The following is a 16,990-nucleotide window of genomic DNA, read 5'->3' as shown; positions in this document are numbered from 1 at the left end:
GGCGGTCAAGCGAGGAACATGCCCACGCCGGCGACGGCCATCACGGCCGTGGCCAGCCAGCCGAGGATCTTCAGCGTCCGGCCGATGACGAACGGTCCCATCACCGATTTGCGCGAGGCGAGCACCATGGCCACGACCATGATCGGCACCGCGACCAGTCCATTGAGGACGGCGCTCCAGAACAAAGCCTTGATCGGGTTGACGTCAGCGAAGGTCAGGGCGATCCCGCCGATCGTCGCCGCCGCGATGATGCCGTAGAAGCCCGGCGCCTGGCCGAGCTTCCGGTCAAGGCCCATGGGCCAGCCGAAGGCCTCGGAGATGGCGTAGGCCGCCGATCCGGCCAGCACCGGCACGGCCAGCAGGCCGGTGCCGATGATCCCCAGGCTGAACAGCCAGAAGGCCAGTTCGCCGGCGATCGGCCGCAGGGCCTGGGCCGCCTGCGCCGCGCTGGAGATGTCGGTGACGCCGTTGGCGTGCAGGGTCACCGAGGTGGTCAGAACGATGAAGAAGGCGATCAGGCTGCACATCGCCATGCCGGTCCAGGTGTCGAACCGGATGCGGCGCAGCTCGCCCTCGGCCAGTTCCGGCGTGTGCAGCAGCGAGCGCTTCTCGGGATCGACGCCCAGGTCCTCGACCTCCTGCGAGCTCTGCCAGAAGAACATGTAGGGACTGATGGTCGTGCCGAAGACGGCGACGACCATGGTCAGGAAGGCCGGCGTGAAGCTGATGTCCGGCACGAAGGAGCGCAGGGCCACCTCGGCCCAGGGGATCTTCACCGTGAACACCACGCCGGCGTAGGCCAGCAGCGACAGGGTGAGCCACTTCAGCACCCTGACGTAGCGCTTGTAGCTCATGAACACCTCGAGCAGCACGCAGCCGATGCCGAAGATCATCGCGAACGCGAACTTGTGGACGCCGGGGACCACCAGGGCCGCGGCTTCGCCCATGGCCGCGATGTCGGCGGCGATGTTGATGGTGTTGGCCACCAGCAGCGACAGCACGAGGATGGCCAGCAGCCAGGCCGGGAAGACGCGCTTTACGTTGGCCGCCAGCCCGTGACCCGTGACCCGGCCGATGCGCGCCACGATCGACTGGATCGCCGCCAGCAGCGGGTAGGCCAGCACCACGCTCCAGAGCATGTTGAAACCGAAGGCCGCGCCGGCCTGGGAATGGGTCGCCACGCCGCCGGGGTCATCATCCGCCGCGCCGGTGATCAGGCCGGGGCCGAGGCGCCCGAGCAGGCTGGGCTTGCGGGGACGGGGCTGCGGATCGGTCATGGCGGTCCCGGTCGCGGGAGGAGACGTCAGAGTTTCAACAGATAGACGTGTTCGCCGTCCAGAACGAGGTCGCCCTTCTGGTTGGTCACGGTGGCCTTCATCCGGACGATCCCGGTTGTCCGCTGCGGCGTCAGTTCGGTGATCTCGAGGGCCGGATAGAGGGTGTCGCCCGGATAGGCGCTCTTCAAGACCTTCGCGTGAACCTCGATCATGCCCAGCAGGGCGTCGCCGATTTCGTGCGGGAACAGCCCGGCGCCGGCGGCGGTGAAGCACAGCACCTGCAGGCCGTGCGCCAGGGGACCCGGATGCCCGAGCGCCTGACAGTATTCGGCGTCGTAGTGGATCGGATGGTTGTCGAGACTGACCGCCTGGAAGGCCGCGAAGTTACCGTCTCCGAGTGTGCGGGAGGGCAGGGGGTAACGATCGCCGACCTTGAGGTCGTGGAAGGTCCTGGCGGGGGTGACGCGGTGGGCGGCGTAGATGGCGGGGAGGGGCATGGCTCTGAGGGGCTAGGGAGCAGGGATTGGGGATTAGGCACGCGCTTCCGGCGTCGGGCCAGCCCTCTCTCAACCGTTCATCCCGGCGAAGGCCGGGACCCAGGCGTTTTTTGCTGGCCGCAGTCCGGGTGTTCACGAAAAGACCTGGGTCCCGGCCTTCGCCGGGATGAGCGGATATCTTTTGGATCCTGAGCCGGCGGGTCGCGGTTGACCGTTCGGGTTCACAACACTAAAGTCCGAGCTTCAGTATTATCGCGAGCCGCCCATGTCCCTCCGCCTGTTCGCCCATCCGCTGTCGTCCTATTGCTGGAAGGTGCTGATCCCGCTCTACGAGGCCGGGACGCCGTTCACGTTCGAGATGCTGGAGTTCGGCGCCGCCGAGGGGCCGATCGTCGAGTTCATGCAGCGCTGGCCGATCGGCAAGATGCCGTTGCTGCGTGACGAGGCGCGGAACGAGACGGTCGTCGAGTCCAGCATCATCATCGAATACCTGGACCGCCATTATCCGGGCGCCGGGCTGATCCCGACGGATCCCGCTGCCGCGCTGACGGCGCGTTTCATGGACCGGTTCTTCGACAACTATGTGATGACGCCCCAGGGCCGGCTGGTGTTCGAGGTGATCCGTCCCGAGGGCGCCAAGGACCCGTTCGGCGTGGCCGAGGCGCGGACCCTGCTCGACAAGGCCTACAGCTGGCTGGAGGCGACGCTGTCCGACGGCCGGACCTGGGCGGCCGGCGAGGCGTATTCCCTGGCCGATGTCAGCGCCAGTCCGTCGCTGTTCTACGCCCAGCGCTGCCACCCCTGGGGCGACCGCCCGGCGCTGCAGGCATACTACGACCGCCTGGAGACCCGGCCGTCGTTCCAGCGGGTGATCGCGGAGGCGCAGCCGTACATGCAGATGTTCCCGGGTGGGCCGGATTACTGAGAGCGGTGGGGGTCCCCCCCCCGCCCCCTCTTTCTTCCCGCTCATCCTCGCGGAAGCTGATGGGGACACGCACTGAAGTGCATGTCCCCGACCTCCGCCGACACCCCGCCTTCGATCTCTTGCTCGCCAGGGACTCCGCCGGGGCGATTTTCGACCCCTAACGGATTCACAAATCGTCTGAATCGAGCGGGTTCACCAACCCAACGCCACGTCGGTGACCGAACCGTTTAGCCACAGACGCTTGGCGTCATCGGCGCTGAGGCAACTGGTAGTGCGGGCGCCGTTGAAACCGCAAAACATGCGGTTCCAGTCGGGGATGCCCTGTACATTGAAGCTGCTCGCCCCCGCCATCGGAACGGTGGGCGTGGTGGCGACCCAGCCGTGCGCTCCGCCCAATGACACCTCGATCCACAGCGTGGTGAAAGCCGGCGGCGTGCACCCTGCCTCGCCCGTCCAGCGCCAGTTGCCAGAGACTTGGCCGCCGCCCATGTTGTTGCTCAGGCTCCACTCAGCCGTGAAACTTGTCGCCCGGCAGCCGCCGATGTGGCTGAGGTTGCGAGTCAGGCTGCCGCTGCCCGGAGAGCGAGTCCCCTTCATGTCGTAGTTGGAGAGCCCAGCGCTGCTGTAGTCGCCGTAAGAGTTGTCGGCCATCAGCTCGTAGCGCATCTGGTCCTCCTGCGCCTTGGCCTGAGCCTCTTGCTGACGGCGCTGTTCGGCGGCCTGAGCCGCGCGTAGCTGCGCTTGGGCCGCGAGCTGTTGCTGCCGTTGTTGGATCTGGTCGCCCTCGTCGCTCGGCGGCACGAACGAGGCGCCCTTGTCGTAGTCCCGCTGGATTGCTGGGTCGCTGCTCGAGAGGCGTTCAGGCGGCGCGGCGGCGCGGGCGGCGGAGGTCAATTGCTGCTGCCGCGCGGCCTCCTGAGCCGCAGCCATCTGGGCGTTCTGACGCGCGACCAACGCGGCGTTATTGGCGTCATCAGCAGCCATCTGGTCAATTGCCTGGCGGCTCGCCATGACGCCGACTTGGGCGATCTGGCCCAAGTCGCTCCAAAATGCGGCATTTGCCTGAGCTTTGGCAGCATTCGCTGCGACAAATTGCGCGCGTTGTTGAGCGGCCTCGGCGCGCTGCTTTGCGACTCGCGCCGCTTCAACTAGCGGGTCGGGAGCTACATATTCGCCGCCCGGCGCCTTGGTGGCGATGATCCTGTCGATCACCATGCGATAGGTCATCAACTCTTCGAGCCAATCGCTACCGCCCGCACTGATCGCGTCCATTCCGATGTTTGGGCTGAAACCACGCTCGACCCGCATCACAGCGATTTCACTATGGCCGTCTGTGTAGGTCATCTCCCCCAGCCCAACAGGTGCAGCGAGGCGAAAATCCCATCTCGGTTCGAGGAAGGGCCGTACCTCACCAGTCCAAGTTCGGCCATCGACAAAGTTAATGCGGCCTACACCAAGGGGAATGCAGGCATCAGAGGGGCCCTTATAGTTGAGGACGCCAGGCCAACCGGGCGGGACTTTCAGTCGCTGCTGTTTGTAGTCGATATTCACGAATACTGTATCGTTGGCGGCAGTCTGCTTAGGGCATCCCTTGGGCTGAAAGAAAGCTGCGCCCCATAGGCCGAGGGTGATATTCACGGTCGGCTGAGCGGAAGGAGAGGCGAGAGCCACCTTCCAGCTTTCGATCGTGGCGCGCTCCGCGGCTGCGACTCTCGGCGGCGGCAAACCAGGACTGTCCAGGTCGTGTGGGCGAGGCACCGGAATTGATCCTGATACCTTTGAAGTACTCGGCCCAACTTGGCTGGCAGTGACTGTTTGGTAGATCAGCTCGCCACTGGCGAGGACGTAGACGACAACGGTGCCCGGAGCGCAGGGGTGAGCCTCCTTCTCATTGGCGGAACGTATACCCACGACCCCTCGTGTGGACAGCTCTTGGGGAACCATTAGGTTTGTGCACGCAGCCGCCTGAGCGGAGGGAGCCAACGCCACAGCGCCAAGGCAGACCGCGACTGCTAGCGCCCCAAGCATGATCCGTCCCGTCGCTTGCATCATTCTAGGCCCCCGCCCTTGGCGTGGGGCAAAGCATAGACGCAAGGTCTTCCTTCATAGAACAAAGTTTTCAGATCGTCGGACGTCCGCCAACCACCCGTTGCGGACACGCCAGGCCGCCGCTTCGAGATCTGGGGCCACGTGCCTGCGGCACATGTCCCCGCCTACGCCGCCCGCGCCCGTCTCAGCGCCTGCGGCGGTTGACCGAATGCCCGGATGAACGCCCGGCGCATGCGTTCCTGGTCGCCGAAACCCGTCTCCAGCGCCACGTCCTCGACCTGAAGGGGTTGGGAGTCGAGCAGGGTGCGGGCGGCTTCGACGCGCAGGCGTTCGATGGCCTTGGCCGGGGTGAAGCCGGTCGCAGCGCTGAAGGACCGGGCGAAGTTGCGCTCGCTCATGCCGGCGCGGGCGGCCAGTTCCTCGACGGTCAGGGGGTTGCGCAGGTTCTCGCGCGCCCAGGCCATCAGGCTGTCGAACCGGCCGCCGGCCTCCAGCTCCAGCAGGGCCGAGAACTGCGACTGGCCGCCGGGCCGGCGGTGATAGACGACCAGCTGCTGGGCCGTCTTGCGCGCGATGTCCTCGCCAAGGTCCTCGGCGATCAGGGCCAGGGCCAGGTCGATGCCCGCGGTGATGCCGGCGCTGGTCCAGATGGCGCCGTCGCGGATCCAGATGCGGTCCGGCTCCAGCAGCACCTTCGGATAGCGCCGCGCGAAATCCTTGCTGCGGTTCCAGTGGGTCGTGGCCCGTTTGCCGTTCAGCAGCCCGGCCTGGGCCAGCACATAGGCGCCGGAGCAGACGCTGGCCGTGCGTCGCGCGGTGCGGTGGGCCGCTCGCACATAGTCGAGGGTCGTCGCGTCGATCGAGGGGCCGCGCGTACCTTCGCCGCCAGAAACCAGGAGCGTATCCAGCCGGCCGGCCCCGGCGAACGGGAGGCTGTCGAGCGTAACGCCCGAGGAGCTGGCCACGCGTCCGCCGTCCCGGGACAGGATCCGGATGTCGTAGGCGCCGGGCACATAGCGGCCGGCGATCTCGAACGCGCCGATCGGTCCGGCCGCGTCCAGCAGCTGGAAATCGGGAAAGACGAGGACGCCTATCGTGCGCATGGCGGAAAATGAGGGAATATTGTCATTTCAGCCAGACGCTAGGTCCGGCAGGATGGCCTCGTCAACCGGAGCCGTTCTCATGACCACCGATTCCCTGCGCATTGTCTTCGCCCTGTATCCCGGAGTCACCCATCTCGACTTCACCGGGCCTCATCAGTTCCTGTCGCGCCTGCCCGGGGCGGTGACCACCGTCGCCAGCCTCGACGGCGGCGAGATGGAGGCGGACGGCCTGACCTTCGCGGGCCTGACGCGGTTCGAGGACATCGAGGGCTGCGACCTGCTGTGCATTCCTGGCGGGCTCGGCACGGCTGACGCCATGCTCAACGAGCCCTTCATGGCCCAGATCCGCCGGCTGGCGGAGGACGCGACCTGGGTGACCTCGGTCTGCACAGGCTCGCTGATCCTGGCGGCGGCGGGGCTGCTGAAGGGCCGCCGCGCGGCCTGCCACTGGGGCTGGCGCGACCAGCTGGCGCTGTTCGGGGCGATCCCGGACCCGGCGCGAGTGGTGCGCGACGGCCGCTATGTCACCGGCGGCGGCGTGACCGCCGGCATCGACTTCGCCCTGACCCTGGCCGCCGAGATCGCCGGCGACACCTTCGCCCAGGGCCTGCAACTGGCGCTGGAGTATGCGCCGGCGCCGCCGTTCAACGCCGGCCGGCCGGAAACCGCGCCGCCCGAGGTGCTGGAGCTGATCATGGGCTTCAACAAGGCGGCCATGCCGGTGCGGCTCGCCGCGGCGCAAGAGGCGGCGGCGAAGCTCTGAGCCAGGGCTGCGGGGCTCAGGCGGCGACGGGCGTGGCGCGTCGCCGCGCCAGAAAGGCGAGGCATCCGGTGAGCAGCACGGCCGTCGTTGCGACGCTGGCCTCGGGCCCGAAGGTCCCGCCGGTCAGCCACCAGGGGGCGCCGGGCGCCGGCGCCAGGTCGACGACCAGGCTCTGGACGGCGACGCGGGTGCCGCTCACGTCCAGGCCGAAACCGACGCCCAGCAGCGTGTTCCAGGCCGTGTGCCAGGCGCAGACGCCCCAGAGCGAGCCCTCGCGGATGGCGTAGAGGCTGAGCAACACGGCGAACAGGATGATGTTGACCAGACCGAGGGCCAAGGCCTTCGAGGGGGCGACATTGCCGGCGTGCAAGGCCGCGAATACCACGGCGTTCAGCAACACGCCGATCACCAGACCGTGGCGCGAGGCGACCAGCTGCAGAATCCAGCCGCGGAACATGATCTCTTCGGTCGCGCCCTGGATCATGTAGCCGGCGAACAGGCAGAGGATCGGGATGAACAGGGCCAGCGTCGGCGCCGCCCAGACGCCCGGCCCCTCAATGCGGTAGGCGCCGAACGCCCAGGCCAGGCCGACCACGGCGGCCAGGCAGCTGAAGCCGGCGAGCAGGCCTCGGACATACCGCGCGACGGCTTTGCCGTTGAGGCCGAGCGTCGCCGGCGGCCTTCGCTCGAACAGCCGCGCCCAGGCCAGGACGAGCAGGGCGGTGAAGCCGAACCCCGCCAGCATGAGGGCCGCCGGCCGCCACTGCGTGTCCAGATCCGCCGAGTGATAGCCCAGCGGCCGTTCGATGCCGAAGATCGACAGCAGCTGACCGGCGATCAGGAAGACGACCGTCAGGACGATCGCCGCGACCGTCCAGGTGCGCCGATGCCGCGGCCCGCGGGGCGCGTAGAGTTCAATGCCGCTCATGTGGATATCTTCCGGGCCCTGAAGCCCGCCCCCGGGATCGTTGCTGTATTTCCGGGGTCAATAGATCGCGGATCAGCGCGATGTGTAGTGAATTAGGTTTAACATTACAGGTCGGACAGGAAGGCGTTGCTTCTGGACGTGTGCGGCGTCACGCCTGATCTAGCCCCACCGCACACTGGTCATCGAGATGCCGGCGAAGACGTCGTCGTTGAAGAAACTCGCCCGCTCCCCGGCCTCGGCCGCGCCCAGGGCGTAGAGCAGCGGCAGGTAGTGTTCGGCGCTGTTGATCGAGGCGGCGGCGTCGGGGCCGAGCGCTTCCCAGTCGATCAGCGGCCCGTGGTCGCCGGTTTCGATCAGGGTCTTGGCGGCGTCGTTGAAACGGGGCGCCCAGGGCGGGGTGGCGCCGGTGCGGAAGTCGACGTCGCGCAGATTGTGGACGATGTCGCCGCTGGCGACGATCAACACTCCTTCGTCGCGCAGGGCGGCCAGCCGCCGGCCCGCGTCGTAGTGCCAGGCGTTCGGTCGGGCGCGGTCGAGGCTCAGCTGGACGATCGGAACGTTGGCGTCCGGATACATCGGCAGCAGCACGCTCCAGGCGCCGTGGTCGAGGCCGCGGTTCGGGTGCTGGACGACGGGGTCGGGCGCCAGCAGGTCGCCGACGCGCGCGGCCAGGGCGGGATCGCCGGGCGCCGGATACCGGACGTCGAACAGGGCCTGCGGGAAGCCGCCGAAATCGTGAATGGTCGAGGGGTGTTCAGAGGCGGAAACGGCCGCCGCGCCGCGTGTCTCCCAGTGGGCGGACACGCAGAGGATCGCCTTCGGCTCTGGCATCTGGCTGGCCACCGCCGCCCAGCCGCGCCGCCACGCGTTGTCCTCGATGGCGTTCATCGGCGAGCCATGGCCAAGAAAGAGCACCGGCATGCGCGCGGTCATGGGTGAATCCTTAAGTAACCAAGTTGGATACAGATGGGCAGCGGCCCGCCTGTTGCAATACCCCTTGGGAGACCCCGGAGTTTTCCCTTTTGACGCGAGAGTTGTCCCATTCAGTAGCCCGATCCGGGGAGTCCGGTCGCGGTGGCGCGCTGGACGCGCTGCGCTTCGCCGCGGCGCTGCTGATCGTGCTGTACCACTACGGCGCAGAGGCGCCTGTCGTGCTCGCGGACCTGCACCCGGTTTTCGGGCGGGGTTATCTGGCGACGGACTTCTTCCTGATCCTGTCGGGCTTTGTGCTGGGGCGCGCCTATGGCCACCAGGTCCTGTCGGGCCGCGTGAACCTGGTCGGCTTCGTAAGGAAGCGCCTGACCCGGCTGTGGCCGGCGCAGTTGATCGTGCTGGCGGTGATGGGCCTCATCGTGCTTCTGGCCGAGATGGCCGGCGACCAACCCGTTCATCCGGCCAACTTCACGCCGGTCGCCCTGCTGATGCAGGCCTTCATGGTTCAGGCCTGGGGCGTCGCCGGCGGCGGCGGCTGGAACCACCCGAGCTGGTCGCTGTCGGCGCTGCTCGTCTGTTACGCCGCCTTCCCGCTGATCTGGCGCTGGGTCAGCCGCCTGACCAGTCCGGCCGCGCTGCTGGCGCTGGGTCTGACGGGCATGATGGGCGCGGACCTCATCTGCCAGGCCGTGTTCCACCACACCCTCTACGACCTGGACTTCAGCCTGGGCGTGGTGCGCGCCGCGCCGCTGTTCCTGCTGGGCGTCTGCATCGCCCGCATGGTCGAGCTGGGCGCGCCGTCGGTGGCGATGGCCCGGGTGCTGGCGGGACTCGCCTTTGTCGCCTTCGTCATGCTGCAGGTCGCCGGCCGGGTTGATCTGGCCAGCCTCGTCTGCATCGTGGTGATCGTCTGGGGGCTTGGACGCCTTCCGGTGCGCCGCCCGTCGGCGCTGGTTGAGCAGGGGGCGAAGCTGTCGTTCGCCCTGTTCGTCACCCATGCCCTGACCGGGCTGCTGTGGTTCGGCGCGCTGGAGACCCTGGCGCGAAACGTGACGCTGCCGTCTGCGCTTCACTGGGGCCTTTGGGCTCTGTCGCTGCCGGCCGCGATGATCGTGGCGGCGCTGTTTCACCGCTTCGTCGATGAGCCGGTGCAAACCTGGCTGGCGAAGCGACGGGCGTCCCGCGCGGTGGAAGCCGCCGCCTAGTGGACGTATGATCCGGCGTTGATGTCGATCGTCGCGCCCGTCGCGTGGTCGGCGAGGCCGCTGGCGAGGAACACCACTGTCGGCGCGATGTCCTTCGGCTCCGTAAGGCGGCTCAGGGCGATGTCGCTGGTGGCGTAGTCCTCGCCATACTGGTCGATAAAATCCTGGGCCATGGCCGTGCGGGTGAATCCCGGCGCGACATTGAAGGCCACGATCCCCTGCTTGCCGAAGCCCCGGGCGATAGAGCGGGTCAGAGCGACCATGCCGCCCTTTGAAGCGGCGTAGGCGATGTAGTCCGGCTGGTCGCCCCGGAACGCCGCCCGCGAGCTGATGTTGATGATCCGCCCCCCGCCGCTGGCCGCGAAGTGGTCCGTCGCCAGCCGGCAAAGCAGGGCGGCGGCGCGCAGGTTCACATCGAGCGTGCGGTTCCAGATTTCCAGCCAGCGCTCGATCGACGGGTCATCGACGGCGGTGGCGACGCCGGCGTTGTTCACCAGCACGTCGATGCGGCCGTAGTGGGCGACGACCTCGGCCCACATGCGCTGGCAGGCGGCGGGGTCCGCGAGGTCGGCGGCAAAGGTGCGGGCGTTGTGTCCGCAGGCGGCGGCGACCTGGTCCGCCTCATCGGGCGAGGCGGAACAGTGCACGGCCACTGTTGCGCCCGAGCCCGCCAGACCCGTCGCGATCGCTGCGCCGATGCCGCGGCTGGCTCCGGTGACGAGCACGGTCTTGCCTGTGAGGTCGATGTGCATGGGATCAGGCCGCGTCCAGGCCGATGTCCAGCACACTCGCCGAATGGGTCAGGGCTCCGACGCTGATGACATCCACGCCGGTTTCGGCGATGTCGCGGACGGTGTCGAGGGTCACGCCGCCGGAGGCTTCCAGCACGACGCGGCCGGCGGTCATGCCGACGGCGATGCGCAGGTTCTTCAGGCTGAAGTTGTCGAGCATCACCACGTCTGGGCCGGCGTCCAGCGCCTCGACCAGCTGGGCAAGGCTGTCGACCTCGCATTCCACCTTCACCAGATGGCCGGCGAAGGCGCGGGCGCGGCGGATGGCCTCGCCGACCCCGCCGCAGGCCGCGACGTGGTTGTCCTTGATCAGGATCGCGTCATCCAGGCCGAAGCGGTGGTTCAGCGCCCCGCCGCAGCGGACGGCGTACTTCTCCAGGGCGCGCAGGCCGGGCGTGGTCTTGCGGGTGTCGGTGATGCGGGCGGTCGTGCCGGCGACGGCGTCGACATAGGCGCGGGTCAGGGTCGCCACGCCGCTGAGCCGGCCGAGCAGGTTCAGCGCCGTGCGCTCGGCCGACAGAAGCGCGCGGGCGTTGGCCGAGACCTTGGCCAGCACCGTTCCGGCCGCGACCTGATCGCCGTCGCTGACCCTGGTCCTGAACTTCGCCTCGGGGTCCATCGCCAGGATCGCCAGCCGCGCGCAGGCGAGGCCCGCGATGGTCCCGGCCTTGCGGGCGCCGAAGGTCGCCTCCAGGCGGGCGTCAGGGTCGATGCAGGCCAGGGCGGTTATGTCGCCCGCCCGGCCGAGGTCCTCGGCGAGGGCCGCGCGGACGACGGGATCGATCAGCAGGTCGGGGAGGGGGGCGATCAAGCGGAGGTCCCTTTCATCAGGCCCTGGGTCAGGAGGCGGGTGGCGTGGCGGACTTCGCGGCTGGTGCGGTCCGGATCGGCCGACACGGCGATTCGCAGGGCGCCCTGAACGAACGCGCCAAACAGCATGTGGGCCACGGCGGGAACGGCGTCCGCCTCGAGCAGGTCGGCTTCAACGAGATGGCCCAGGGCATGGGCGATGAGGCCGATGCCGACCGGCTCCTGCATCGCCATCCACTGTTCGACGCCGAGCACGGCCGGCCCGTCGATCAGCAGCATCTGGCGCATTTCGGCGGACTCATAGACGTCCAGCCACTTGTCGCCGCCGGTGACGATCTCGTCCACGGCGTGCTCGGTGACGCCCATGGTGGCCTGATCGACGGCCTGACCAACCTCGATGAGCATGGCTTCGCAGGCCGCCCGGAACAGGTCGGTCTTGTCCTTGAACTGGTAGTAGACGGCGCCCTTGGTCAGGCCGGCGGCGGCGGCGATCTCGTCGACCGAAACTTCCGAGAATCCCTTCTGCGTGAACAGCCGGCGACCCTGGGCGATCAGTCTTTCGCGGTTGGTCAGCGGCGCCGTGGTTGACATCATACCATCAGTATGTTGCATCATACCGCCAGTATGACAGGGTCCGGAGACCACGCCAATGCGCCTCGCTACCTGGAAGATCGTCGGGCTTTCCGCCCTTGTCGCCCTGGCTATCGGCGTGACCGCCATGGCCCTGCAGGGCGGATGGAGCGCGGACGGGGCGGGCGCCGGCACGCGGCTGACGGCGCGCTGGTCGTTTCCCTGGTTCATCGCCGCCTGGTCTGCCTCGTCCCTGGCGATCCTCTGGCCAGGCGGTTGGCGGACAGCGTTGTTGCGCCGCCGTCGGGCCGTCGGCCTGGCCTTCGCCGCGAACCACGGGGTGCACCTGGGCTTCATCCTGCTGGCGGCGTTCGTCTTCGGACACGAGAATGCAAAGCTGCAGATCTACGGCGGCGGCTTTGCCTATGTGCTGATCGCCCTGATGGCGACGACTTCCAACGATCTGTCGGTCAGACTGTTGGGGCCAAAGGTCTGGAAGGGCCTGCACGCCACCGGCGGCTGGGTGGTGCTGTTCATCTTCACCCGCAGCTACGTCGGCCGGCTCGGCGAGAAGCCGTGGCTGGCGATTCCGGCGGTAACGCTGATCGGTCTGGCGCTGCTGCTGCGGCTGGCGGCGTACCTGAAAACGCGACGGCGCCTGCAGGCGGCCTGAGGCCGTCGAGATCATTCCGCGGCGACCTTGAGGGCCTGCTGGCCCGGGTGGGTCAGGTAGGTGCGGGTGGGGGGCTCGGCGGACAGGGGATAGTCCGTGCGATAGTGGGCGCCGCGGCTCTCCCGGCGGGCAAGCGCGGCCTCGGCGACGAGACCGGCGGCAGCCAGGATCGGACCTTCGCCGTGGCGGGCCTTCATGACCTCAATCGTTCCAACCAGCCGGGTCAGGCCTTCACCGTCGCGGACAACGCCGGCGTCGTGAGTCATCGCGCGGCGTAGCTCGGCCAGGGCCGGGGCGGGCAGATCCGGCAGGGCCTCGCCGACGATGACGCGGCCGCCCGGCGCGTCGAGATCGCGGGCCGCCGCGCCGGCGCGGGCGCCGAAAACGGCCGCTTCCAGCAGCGAGTTCGAGGCCAGGCGATTGGCGCCGTGGACGCCGGTCGAGGCGCATTCCCCGGCGGCGTAAAGACCGGCGAGGGTCGTGGCGCCGGTCGCGTCCGTGACCACGCCGCCCATGTGGTAGTGGCAGGCCGGCGCGACCGGGATGACCTGGTGGCGCGGGTCGATGCCTGCGCTGACGCAGGCGGCGAACACGCCCGGGAACTCGTCGGGGAAGTGGCTGCCGACGGCCGTACGGGCGTCGAGGAAGGCGCCACGCCCGGCGACGATCTCGGCATGGATAGCGCGGGCCACGACGTCGCGCGGCGCCAGTTCGGCGGCCGGGTCGTAGCGGATCATGAAGGCTTCGCCCCGGGCGTTGAGCAACCTCGCCCCCTCGCCGCGCAGGGCTTCGGTGGCCAGCGGGGCGGGGTCACGCCCGATGTCGATGGCCGTCGGGTGAAACTGGACGAACTCGGGGTCGGCGATGACCGCCCCGGCCAGGGCGGCGAGACCAAGGCCCTCGCCTTTCAACTCGGCGGGGGTGGTGGTGACGGCGTAGAGGCCGCCGATGCCGCCGGTCGCCAGAACCACCGCGTCCGCGGTGATCGCCAGCAGCCGGCCCTTGTGTTCGGCCAGCACGCCGCGCACCCGGCCGGTCGCGTCCTGCAGCAGCAGTCGGGCGCGGACGCCGGCGCGGGTGCTGATCAGAGGAGAGACGTAGGCGGCCACGGTCATGGCGCGCATGATTTCGGCGCCGGCCTGATCACCTTTCACCCGGGCGACCCGGGCCCGGCTATGGGCGGCCTCAAGGCTTTGGGCGAAGTGACCGTCGGCCGTGCGGTCGAACGGCGCGCCGAGCTGCGCCAGGTGGCGGACGGCGTCCGGTCCTTCGCGGGTCAGGATATCGACCATCTCCGGGTCGCAGAGTCCGGCGCCGGCGGCCAGGGTGTCGGCGGCGTGCAGGGCGGGGGCGTCGTCCTCACCCAGCGCCGCGGCCATGCCGCCCTGGGCCCAGGCCGAGGAACAGCCCTGGTTCAGCGGCGTCGGCGACAGCACCAGCGCCTTGCGCGGCGCGGCGGCCATGGCGGCGGTCAGGCCGGCCAGGCCCGCGCCGATCACCAGCACGCCGTCGTGATGGATGCGCTCGGTCATCTCAGTTCCAATGCGGCTCGGGCTGGATCGGCCACGACCATCGCGTCGAAGGCGTCCTGCAGGCTGCAGCCATGGCGGATCAGTTCTTCCACCACATTGCGGGCATTCAGGGGCAGCAGGCTGCTCCAGGGTTTGCTGACCTCCGGCGGAGTCGCCTTGACCCCGTAGGCGAGGCCGAGTTTGCGGATGGCGATCATCGATCTCCCTCCCCTTCATGGGGAGGGACAGACCGCGAAGCGGTCAGGGTGGGGAAGTGCAGGGCCGTGTTGGATGGCTTCGGGGTGGCGACAGGCTTCCCCACCCGTCCGGGCTTCGCCCGGCCACCCTCCCCATGAAGGGGAGGGAGGTGATGGATGGTCATCATCAGATCAACTCCACAGCCACGTGATGGCGCGCCTTGACGAGGTCGTAACGCGCGGGCTGAGCCGGCGGGGGCAGGTCGATCATCCGCTGCACGGCCAGGCGCGCGCGGACAGCCAGCGCCGGGTCGACCGTGACCTCGAACTGTTCCTTCTCCAGCGCCTCGAGAATGTTCAGCAGGCTGATCTGCTTCATGTGCGGACACATGTTGCAGGGCCCGATGAACTGGGTGTCGGGGGCGTCGGCCTGGACGTTGCTCGCCATGGAGCATTCCGTGATCAGCACCACCTGCCTGGGCTTCCGCGTCACGACGTAGTCGTTCATCGCGGCCGTCGAGCCGGCGAAGTCGGCGGCGGCGATGACTTCCTCCGGGCATTCCGGGTGGGCGAGGATCTCGGCGCCGGGGTAGGCCGCGCGCATGTCGGCCACGTCCTGGGCGTTGAAGCGCTCGTGCACCTCGCAGCGGCCCTGCCAGGCGATGATCTTCACGTCGGTCTGGGCTGCGACGTTGCGGGCGAGGTACTCGTCGGGGATCAGGATCACCCGGTCGACGCCCCATTCCTTCGCGGCCCACTCGACCACCTGGACCGCGTTGGCGCTGGTGCAGCAGATGTCGGTCTCGGCCTTCACCTCGGCCGTCGTGTTCACATAGGTGACGACCGGCAGGCCGGGGTAGCGCTGCTTGATCAACCGCACGTCCGCACCGGTGATCGAACTGGCAAGGCTGCATCCGGCGCGCAGGTCGGGAATCAGCACCATCTTGTCCGGGCAGAGCACCTTGCTGGTCTCGGCCATGAAGTGCACCCCGGCCTGGACGATGATCTTCGCGTCCGACCGGGCCGCCTCGCGGGCCAGACCCAGGCTGTCGCCGACATAGTCGCCGACGCCATGGAAGATTTCGGGCGTCATGTAGTTGTGGGCCAGGATGACCGCGTTCTTCTCGCGCTTGAGCCGGTTGATGCGGGCGATGAGCGGGGCGTGGACGCGCCATTCGAACGGCGTGACCCGGTCCTTGACCTTTTCCCATGCGGACGCCGTGGCGGCCTCAACCTCTGGAGTGAAGTCGAGCGGTGCGAACCCGTCAGCCATCTCAATCCTCCTTATGCTCAATGTGAGCATTTCAGGGGCCTGTAAAACGCCGCGAGCGGACTGTTCCGCCCCGGCGCGAACCACTTATGCTATGTCTGAGCAAAAGTGATGGAGGTTCTATAGACCCGTCAGGGGAAGGACGCAACCGTAAACGCGACCCGGCGCGCGAACCCGCCGGCGGCCCGTCAACGCGACGCCGTCTTGCCACGATGCGGAACGCCCTTCACTAGTCTGCGCTTGAGGTGGTGCGACCCGCTTCGCCGCCCAGCCAAGGTTTCAGAGGATCGCTTGATCGCGGACTTGCGTCATATGTCCCGGCGTTTGCTGGTCCTGATGGCGGCCATCAGCCTGTCTGCCTGTGTCACCGACTATCGGGTCGCGGCGGGAACAGGCCGCATGGGCGGCGTGGTCGCGGTGGCGCGAGGGCTGTCCAATGATGCGCTCGCGCGCCTGACCGCCGACATGGATCCGGCCATGCTGGCGCTCGCGAAGCGGCATGACCCGGTGCGGACGCGGGACACCTGGGGGCGTGTCGTCGGCTGGACCAGCTATGACCTGACCCGCATCCCGACGCTGGGCGCGCTTGAGCTCGGAACCGGCGACGCCCTGCTGATCAATGCCCTCAAGCCGTTTGGAGCCGGCCCGACGCCACCGGCCCGTCCGTTCGTGCTGAACGCCTCAGCCGAGGACCGGGCGAGGGCCGAGGAGTGCCTGACCCAGGCGATCTACTACGAGGCGGCCGTCGAGCCCGTCGAAGGCATGGCGGCGGTGGCACAGACCGTGCTCAACCGGTTGCGCCATGCGGGCTACCCCAAGTCGGTCTGCGGCGTCGTCTACGAAGGCTCCCTGCGGGCGACCGGTTGCCAGTTCAGCTTCACCTGCGACGGCTCACTCGCGCGCATTCCGAACCCTGTGTTGTGGGAGAGGGCGCGCGGCGTCGCCCGGCGGGCGCTGAACGGCTACGTCATGACCGCCGTCGGCACCGCGACCCACTATCACGCGGACTATGTGGCCCCCTACTGGGCCCCGACGCTGTACAAGATCACCCAGATCGGCCGGCACATCTTCTACCGCTGGACGGGTCCCGCCGGGCTGCCCCGTGCCTTCTCGGCGCGGTACGCGGGCGGCGAGGCCAATCTGTCGGCCGACATTCTGCAGGGCTTTGACGCCCGGACCGAGGGCGGCCAGCTGCTGGGCGACGGCGCCCGGATCGCCCCCACGACCCGGTCCGTCACCCTCGACGTCGCGGGTGAAAGCCGCACCTACACGATCCTGGTTCCCGGCTCGGCCGGCGAGGAACAGGTCCGCGTCGTCGGAGCCCTGCAGCCGGCCCGCCGACCGCCGACCGCCCAGGAAATCGCGGACATCAATGCGCGTCTCAAGGCGATGGAAAACGCGGACGGGCCTGTTGCGACCGCTCCGCCGACGGGGGCGTCCGATCCCAAGGCCGGCGACCTGCCGATCGCGACGCGGCGGGAGCCCTAG

The 16,990-nt window shown here is 68.5% G+C and carries 17 protein-coding genes; 5 read left to right on the top strand and 12 right to left on the bottom strand.

The window, feature by feature from the left end; all coding sequences use genetic code 11:
- Positions 1 to 5: 5 nt before the first annotated feature.
- Both ACODSL_RS05130 and ACODSL_RS05125 read right to left on the bottom strand, forming a co-directional pair.
- A complete protein-coding gene (locus tag ACODSL_RS05130) occupies positions 6 to 1,277 on the bottom strand; it encodes an NRAMP family divalent metal transporter (RefSeq protein ID WP_488899559.1) in 1,272 nt (423 codons plus the stop codon).
- 26 nt (positions 1,278 to 1,303) lie between these two features.
- Positions 1,304 to 1,774, bottom strand: a complete 471-nt coding sequence (locus tag ACODSL_RS05125) for a MaoC family dehydratase (protein WP_488899558.1) — start codon at positions 1,772 to 1,774, stop codon at positions 1,304 to 1,306.
- Positions 1,775 to 2,039: 265 nt separating this feature from the next.
- Here ACODSL_RS05125 and ACODSL_RS05120 point away from each other — a divergent pair, with 265 nt between their 5' ends.
- Positions 2,040 to 2,699, top strand: coding sequence for a glutathione S-transferase family protein (locus ACODSL_RS05120; protein ID WP_488899557.1), 660 nt, complete (start codon positions 2,040 to 2,042; stop codon positions 2,697 to 2,699).
- Positions 2,700 to 2,891: 192 nt separating this feature from the next.
- Here ACODSL_RS05120 and ACODSL_RS05115 read toward each other — a convergent pair whose 3' ends face one another.
- Complete coding sequence (locus ACODSL_RS05115; protein WP_488899556.1) at positions 2,892 to 4,250, bottom strand: hypothetical protein; 1,359 nt, start codon at positions 4,248 to 4,250, stop codon at positions 2,892 to 2,894.
- A gap of 662 nt (positions 4,251 to 4,912) precedes the next feature.
- Positions 4,913 to 5,851: a GlxA family transcriptional regulator gene (locus ACODSL_RS05110; protein WP_488899555.1), complete on the bottom strand. Its 939-nt coding sequence runs from the start codon at positions 5,849 to 5,851 to the stop codon at positions 4,913 to 4,915.
- Between the two features lie 79 nt (positions 5,852 to 5,930).
- Between ACODSL_RS05110 and ACODSL_RS05105 the strand changes: the two genes are divergently transcribed.
- On the top strand, positions 5,931 to 6,614 hold the full coding sequence (locus ACODSL_RS05105; protein ID WP_488899554.1) for a DJ-1/PfpI family protein: 684 nt from the start codon (positions 5,931 to 5,933) through the stop codon (positions 6,612 to 6,614).
- A gap of 16 nt (positions 6,615 to 6,630) precedes the next feature.
- Here the strand turns inward: ACODSL_RS05105 and ACODSL_RS05100 are convergent, their stop codons facing one another.
- A complete protein-coding gene (locus ACODSL_RS05100) occupies positions 6,631 to 7,542 on the bottom strand; it encodes a CPBP family intramembrane glutamic endopeptidase (RefSeq protein WP_488899553.1) in 912 nt (303 codons plus the stop codon).
- A 159-nt stretch (positions 7,543 to 7,701) separates the two neighbouring features.
- Positions 7,702 to 8,475, bottom strand: coding sequence for a 4,5-DOPA-extradiol-dioxygenase (ygiD, locus tag ACODSL_RS05095; RefSeq protein WP_488899552.1), 774 nt, complete (start codon positions 8,473 to 8,475; stop codon positions 7,702 to 7,704).
- Between the two features lie 101 nt (positions 8,476 to 8,576).
- Here ygiD and ACODSL_RS05090 point away from each other — a divergent pair, with 101 nt between their 5' ends.
- A complete protein-coding gene (locus tag ACODSL_RS05090; RefSeq protein ID WP_488899551.1) occupies positions 8,577 to 9,680 on the top strand; it encodes an acyltransferase family protein in 1,104 nt (367 codons plus the stop codon).
- Here the strand turns inward: ACODSL_RS05090 and ACODSL_RS05085 are convergent.
- From ACODSL_RS05085 to ACODSL_RS05075, 3 genes are read right to left on the bottom strand one after another with little or no spacing between them, the layout of a single operon-like run.
- Positions 9,677 to 10,432, bottom strand: a complete 756-nt coding sequence (locus tag ACODSL_RS05085) for an SDR family NAD(P)-dependent oxidoreductase (RefSeq protein WP_488899550.1) — start codon at positions 10,430 to 10,432, stop codon at positions 9,677 to 9,679. The genes ACODSL_RS05090 and ACODSL_RS05085 overlap by 4 nt on opposite strands.
- Before the next feature lie 4 nt (positions 10,433 to 10,436).
- Positions 10,437 to 11,282: a carboxylating nicotinate-nucleotide diphosphorylase gene (nadC, locus tag ACODSL_RS05080; RefSeq protein WP_488899549.1), complete on the bottom strand. Its 846-nt coding sequence runs from the start codon at positions 11,280 to 11,282 to the stop codon at positions 10,437 to 10,439.
- Positions 11,279 to 11,875: a TetR/AcrR family transcriptional regulator gene (locus ACODSL_RS05075; RefSeq protein ID WP_488899548.1), complete on the bottom strand. Its 597-nt coding sequence runs from the start codon at positions 11,873 to 11,875 to the stop codon at positions 11,279 to 11,281. The genes nadC and ACODSL_RS05075 overlap by 4 nt, the downstream gene beginning before the upstream one ends.
- A gap of 55 nt (positions 11,876 to 11,930) precedes the next feature.
- On the opposite strand from ACODSL_RS05075, the gene ACODSL_RS05070 reads away from it, so the two are divergent.
- Positions 11,931 to 12,524, top strand: a complete 594-nt coding sequence (locus tag ACODSL_RS05070) for a hypothetical protein (protein WP_488899547.1) — start codon at positions 11,931 to 11,933, stop codon at positions 12,522 to 12,524.
- An 11-nt stretch (positions 12,525 to 12,535) separates the two neighbouring features.
- Here the strand turns inward: ACODSL_RS05070 and ACODSL_RS05065 are convergent, their stop codons facing one another.
- From ACODSL_RS05065 to nadA, 3 genes are all read right to left on the bottom strand, one after another.
- The gene (locus ACODSL_RS05065) at positions 12,536 to 14,056 is read right to left on the bottom strand and encodes an L-aspartate oxidase (RefSeq protein ID WP_488899546.1); all 1,521 of its coding nucleotides are present in this window, start codon (positions 14,054 to 14,056) and stop codon (positions 12,536 to 12,538) included.
- Positions 14,053 to 14,253 (bottom strand): hypothetical protein, encoded by a 201-nt coding sequence (locus ACODSL_RS05060; RefSeq protein ID WP_488899545.1) that lies wholly within the window; start codon positions 14,251 to 14,253, stop codon positions 14,053 to 14,055. Before ACODSL_RS05060 ends, ACODSL_RS05065 begins: the two co-directional genes overlap by 4 nt.
- 166 nt (positions 14,254 to 14,419) lie before the next feature.
- On the bottom strand, positions 14,420 to 15,505 hold the full coding sequence (nadA, locus tag ACODSL_RS05055) for a quinolinate synthase NadA (RefSeq protein ID WP_488899544.1): 1,086 nt from the start codon (positions 15,503 to 15,505) through the stop codon (positions 14,420 to 14,422).
- 309 nt (positions 15,506 to 15,814) lie between these two features.
- Between nadA and ACODSL_RS05050 the strand changes: the two genes are divergently transcribed.
- On the top strand, positions 15,815 to 16,990 hold the full coding sequence (locus ACODSL_RS05050; protein WP_488899543.1) for a cell wall hydrolase: 1,176 nt from the start codon (positions 15,815 to 15,817) through the stop codon (positions 16,988 to 16,990).

It is taken from the genome of Caulobacter sp. FG121, assembly GCF_057809815.1.
The sequence above is the reverse complement of the archived record's forward strand: the minus strand, read 5'-3'. Positions and strand labels throughout refer to the sequence as shown.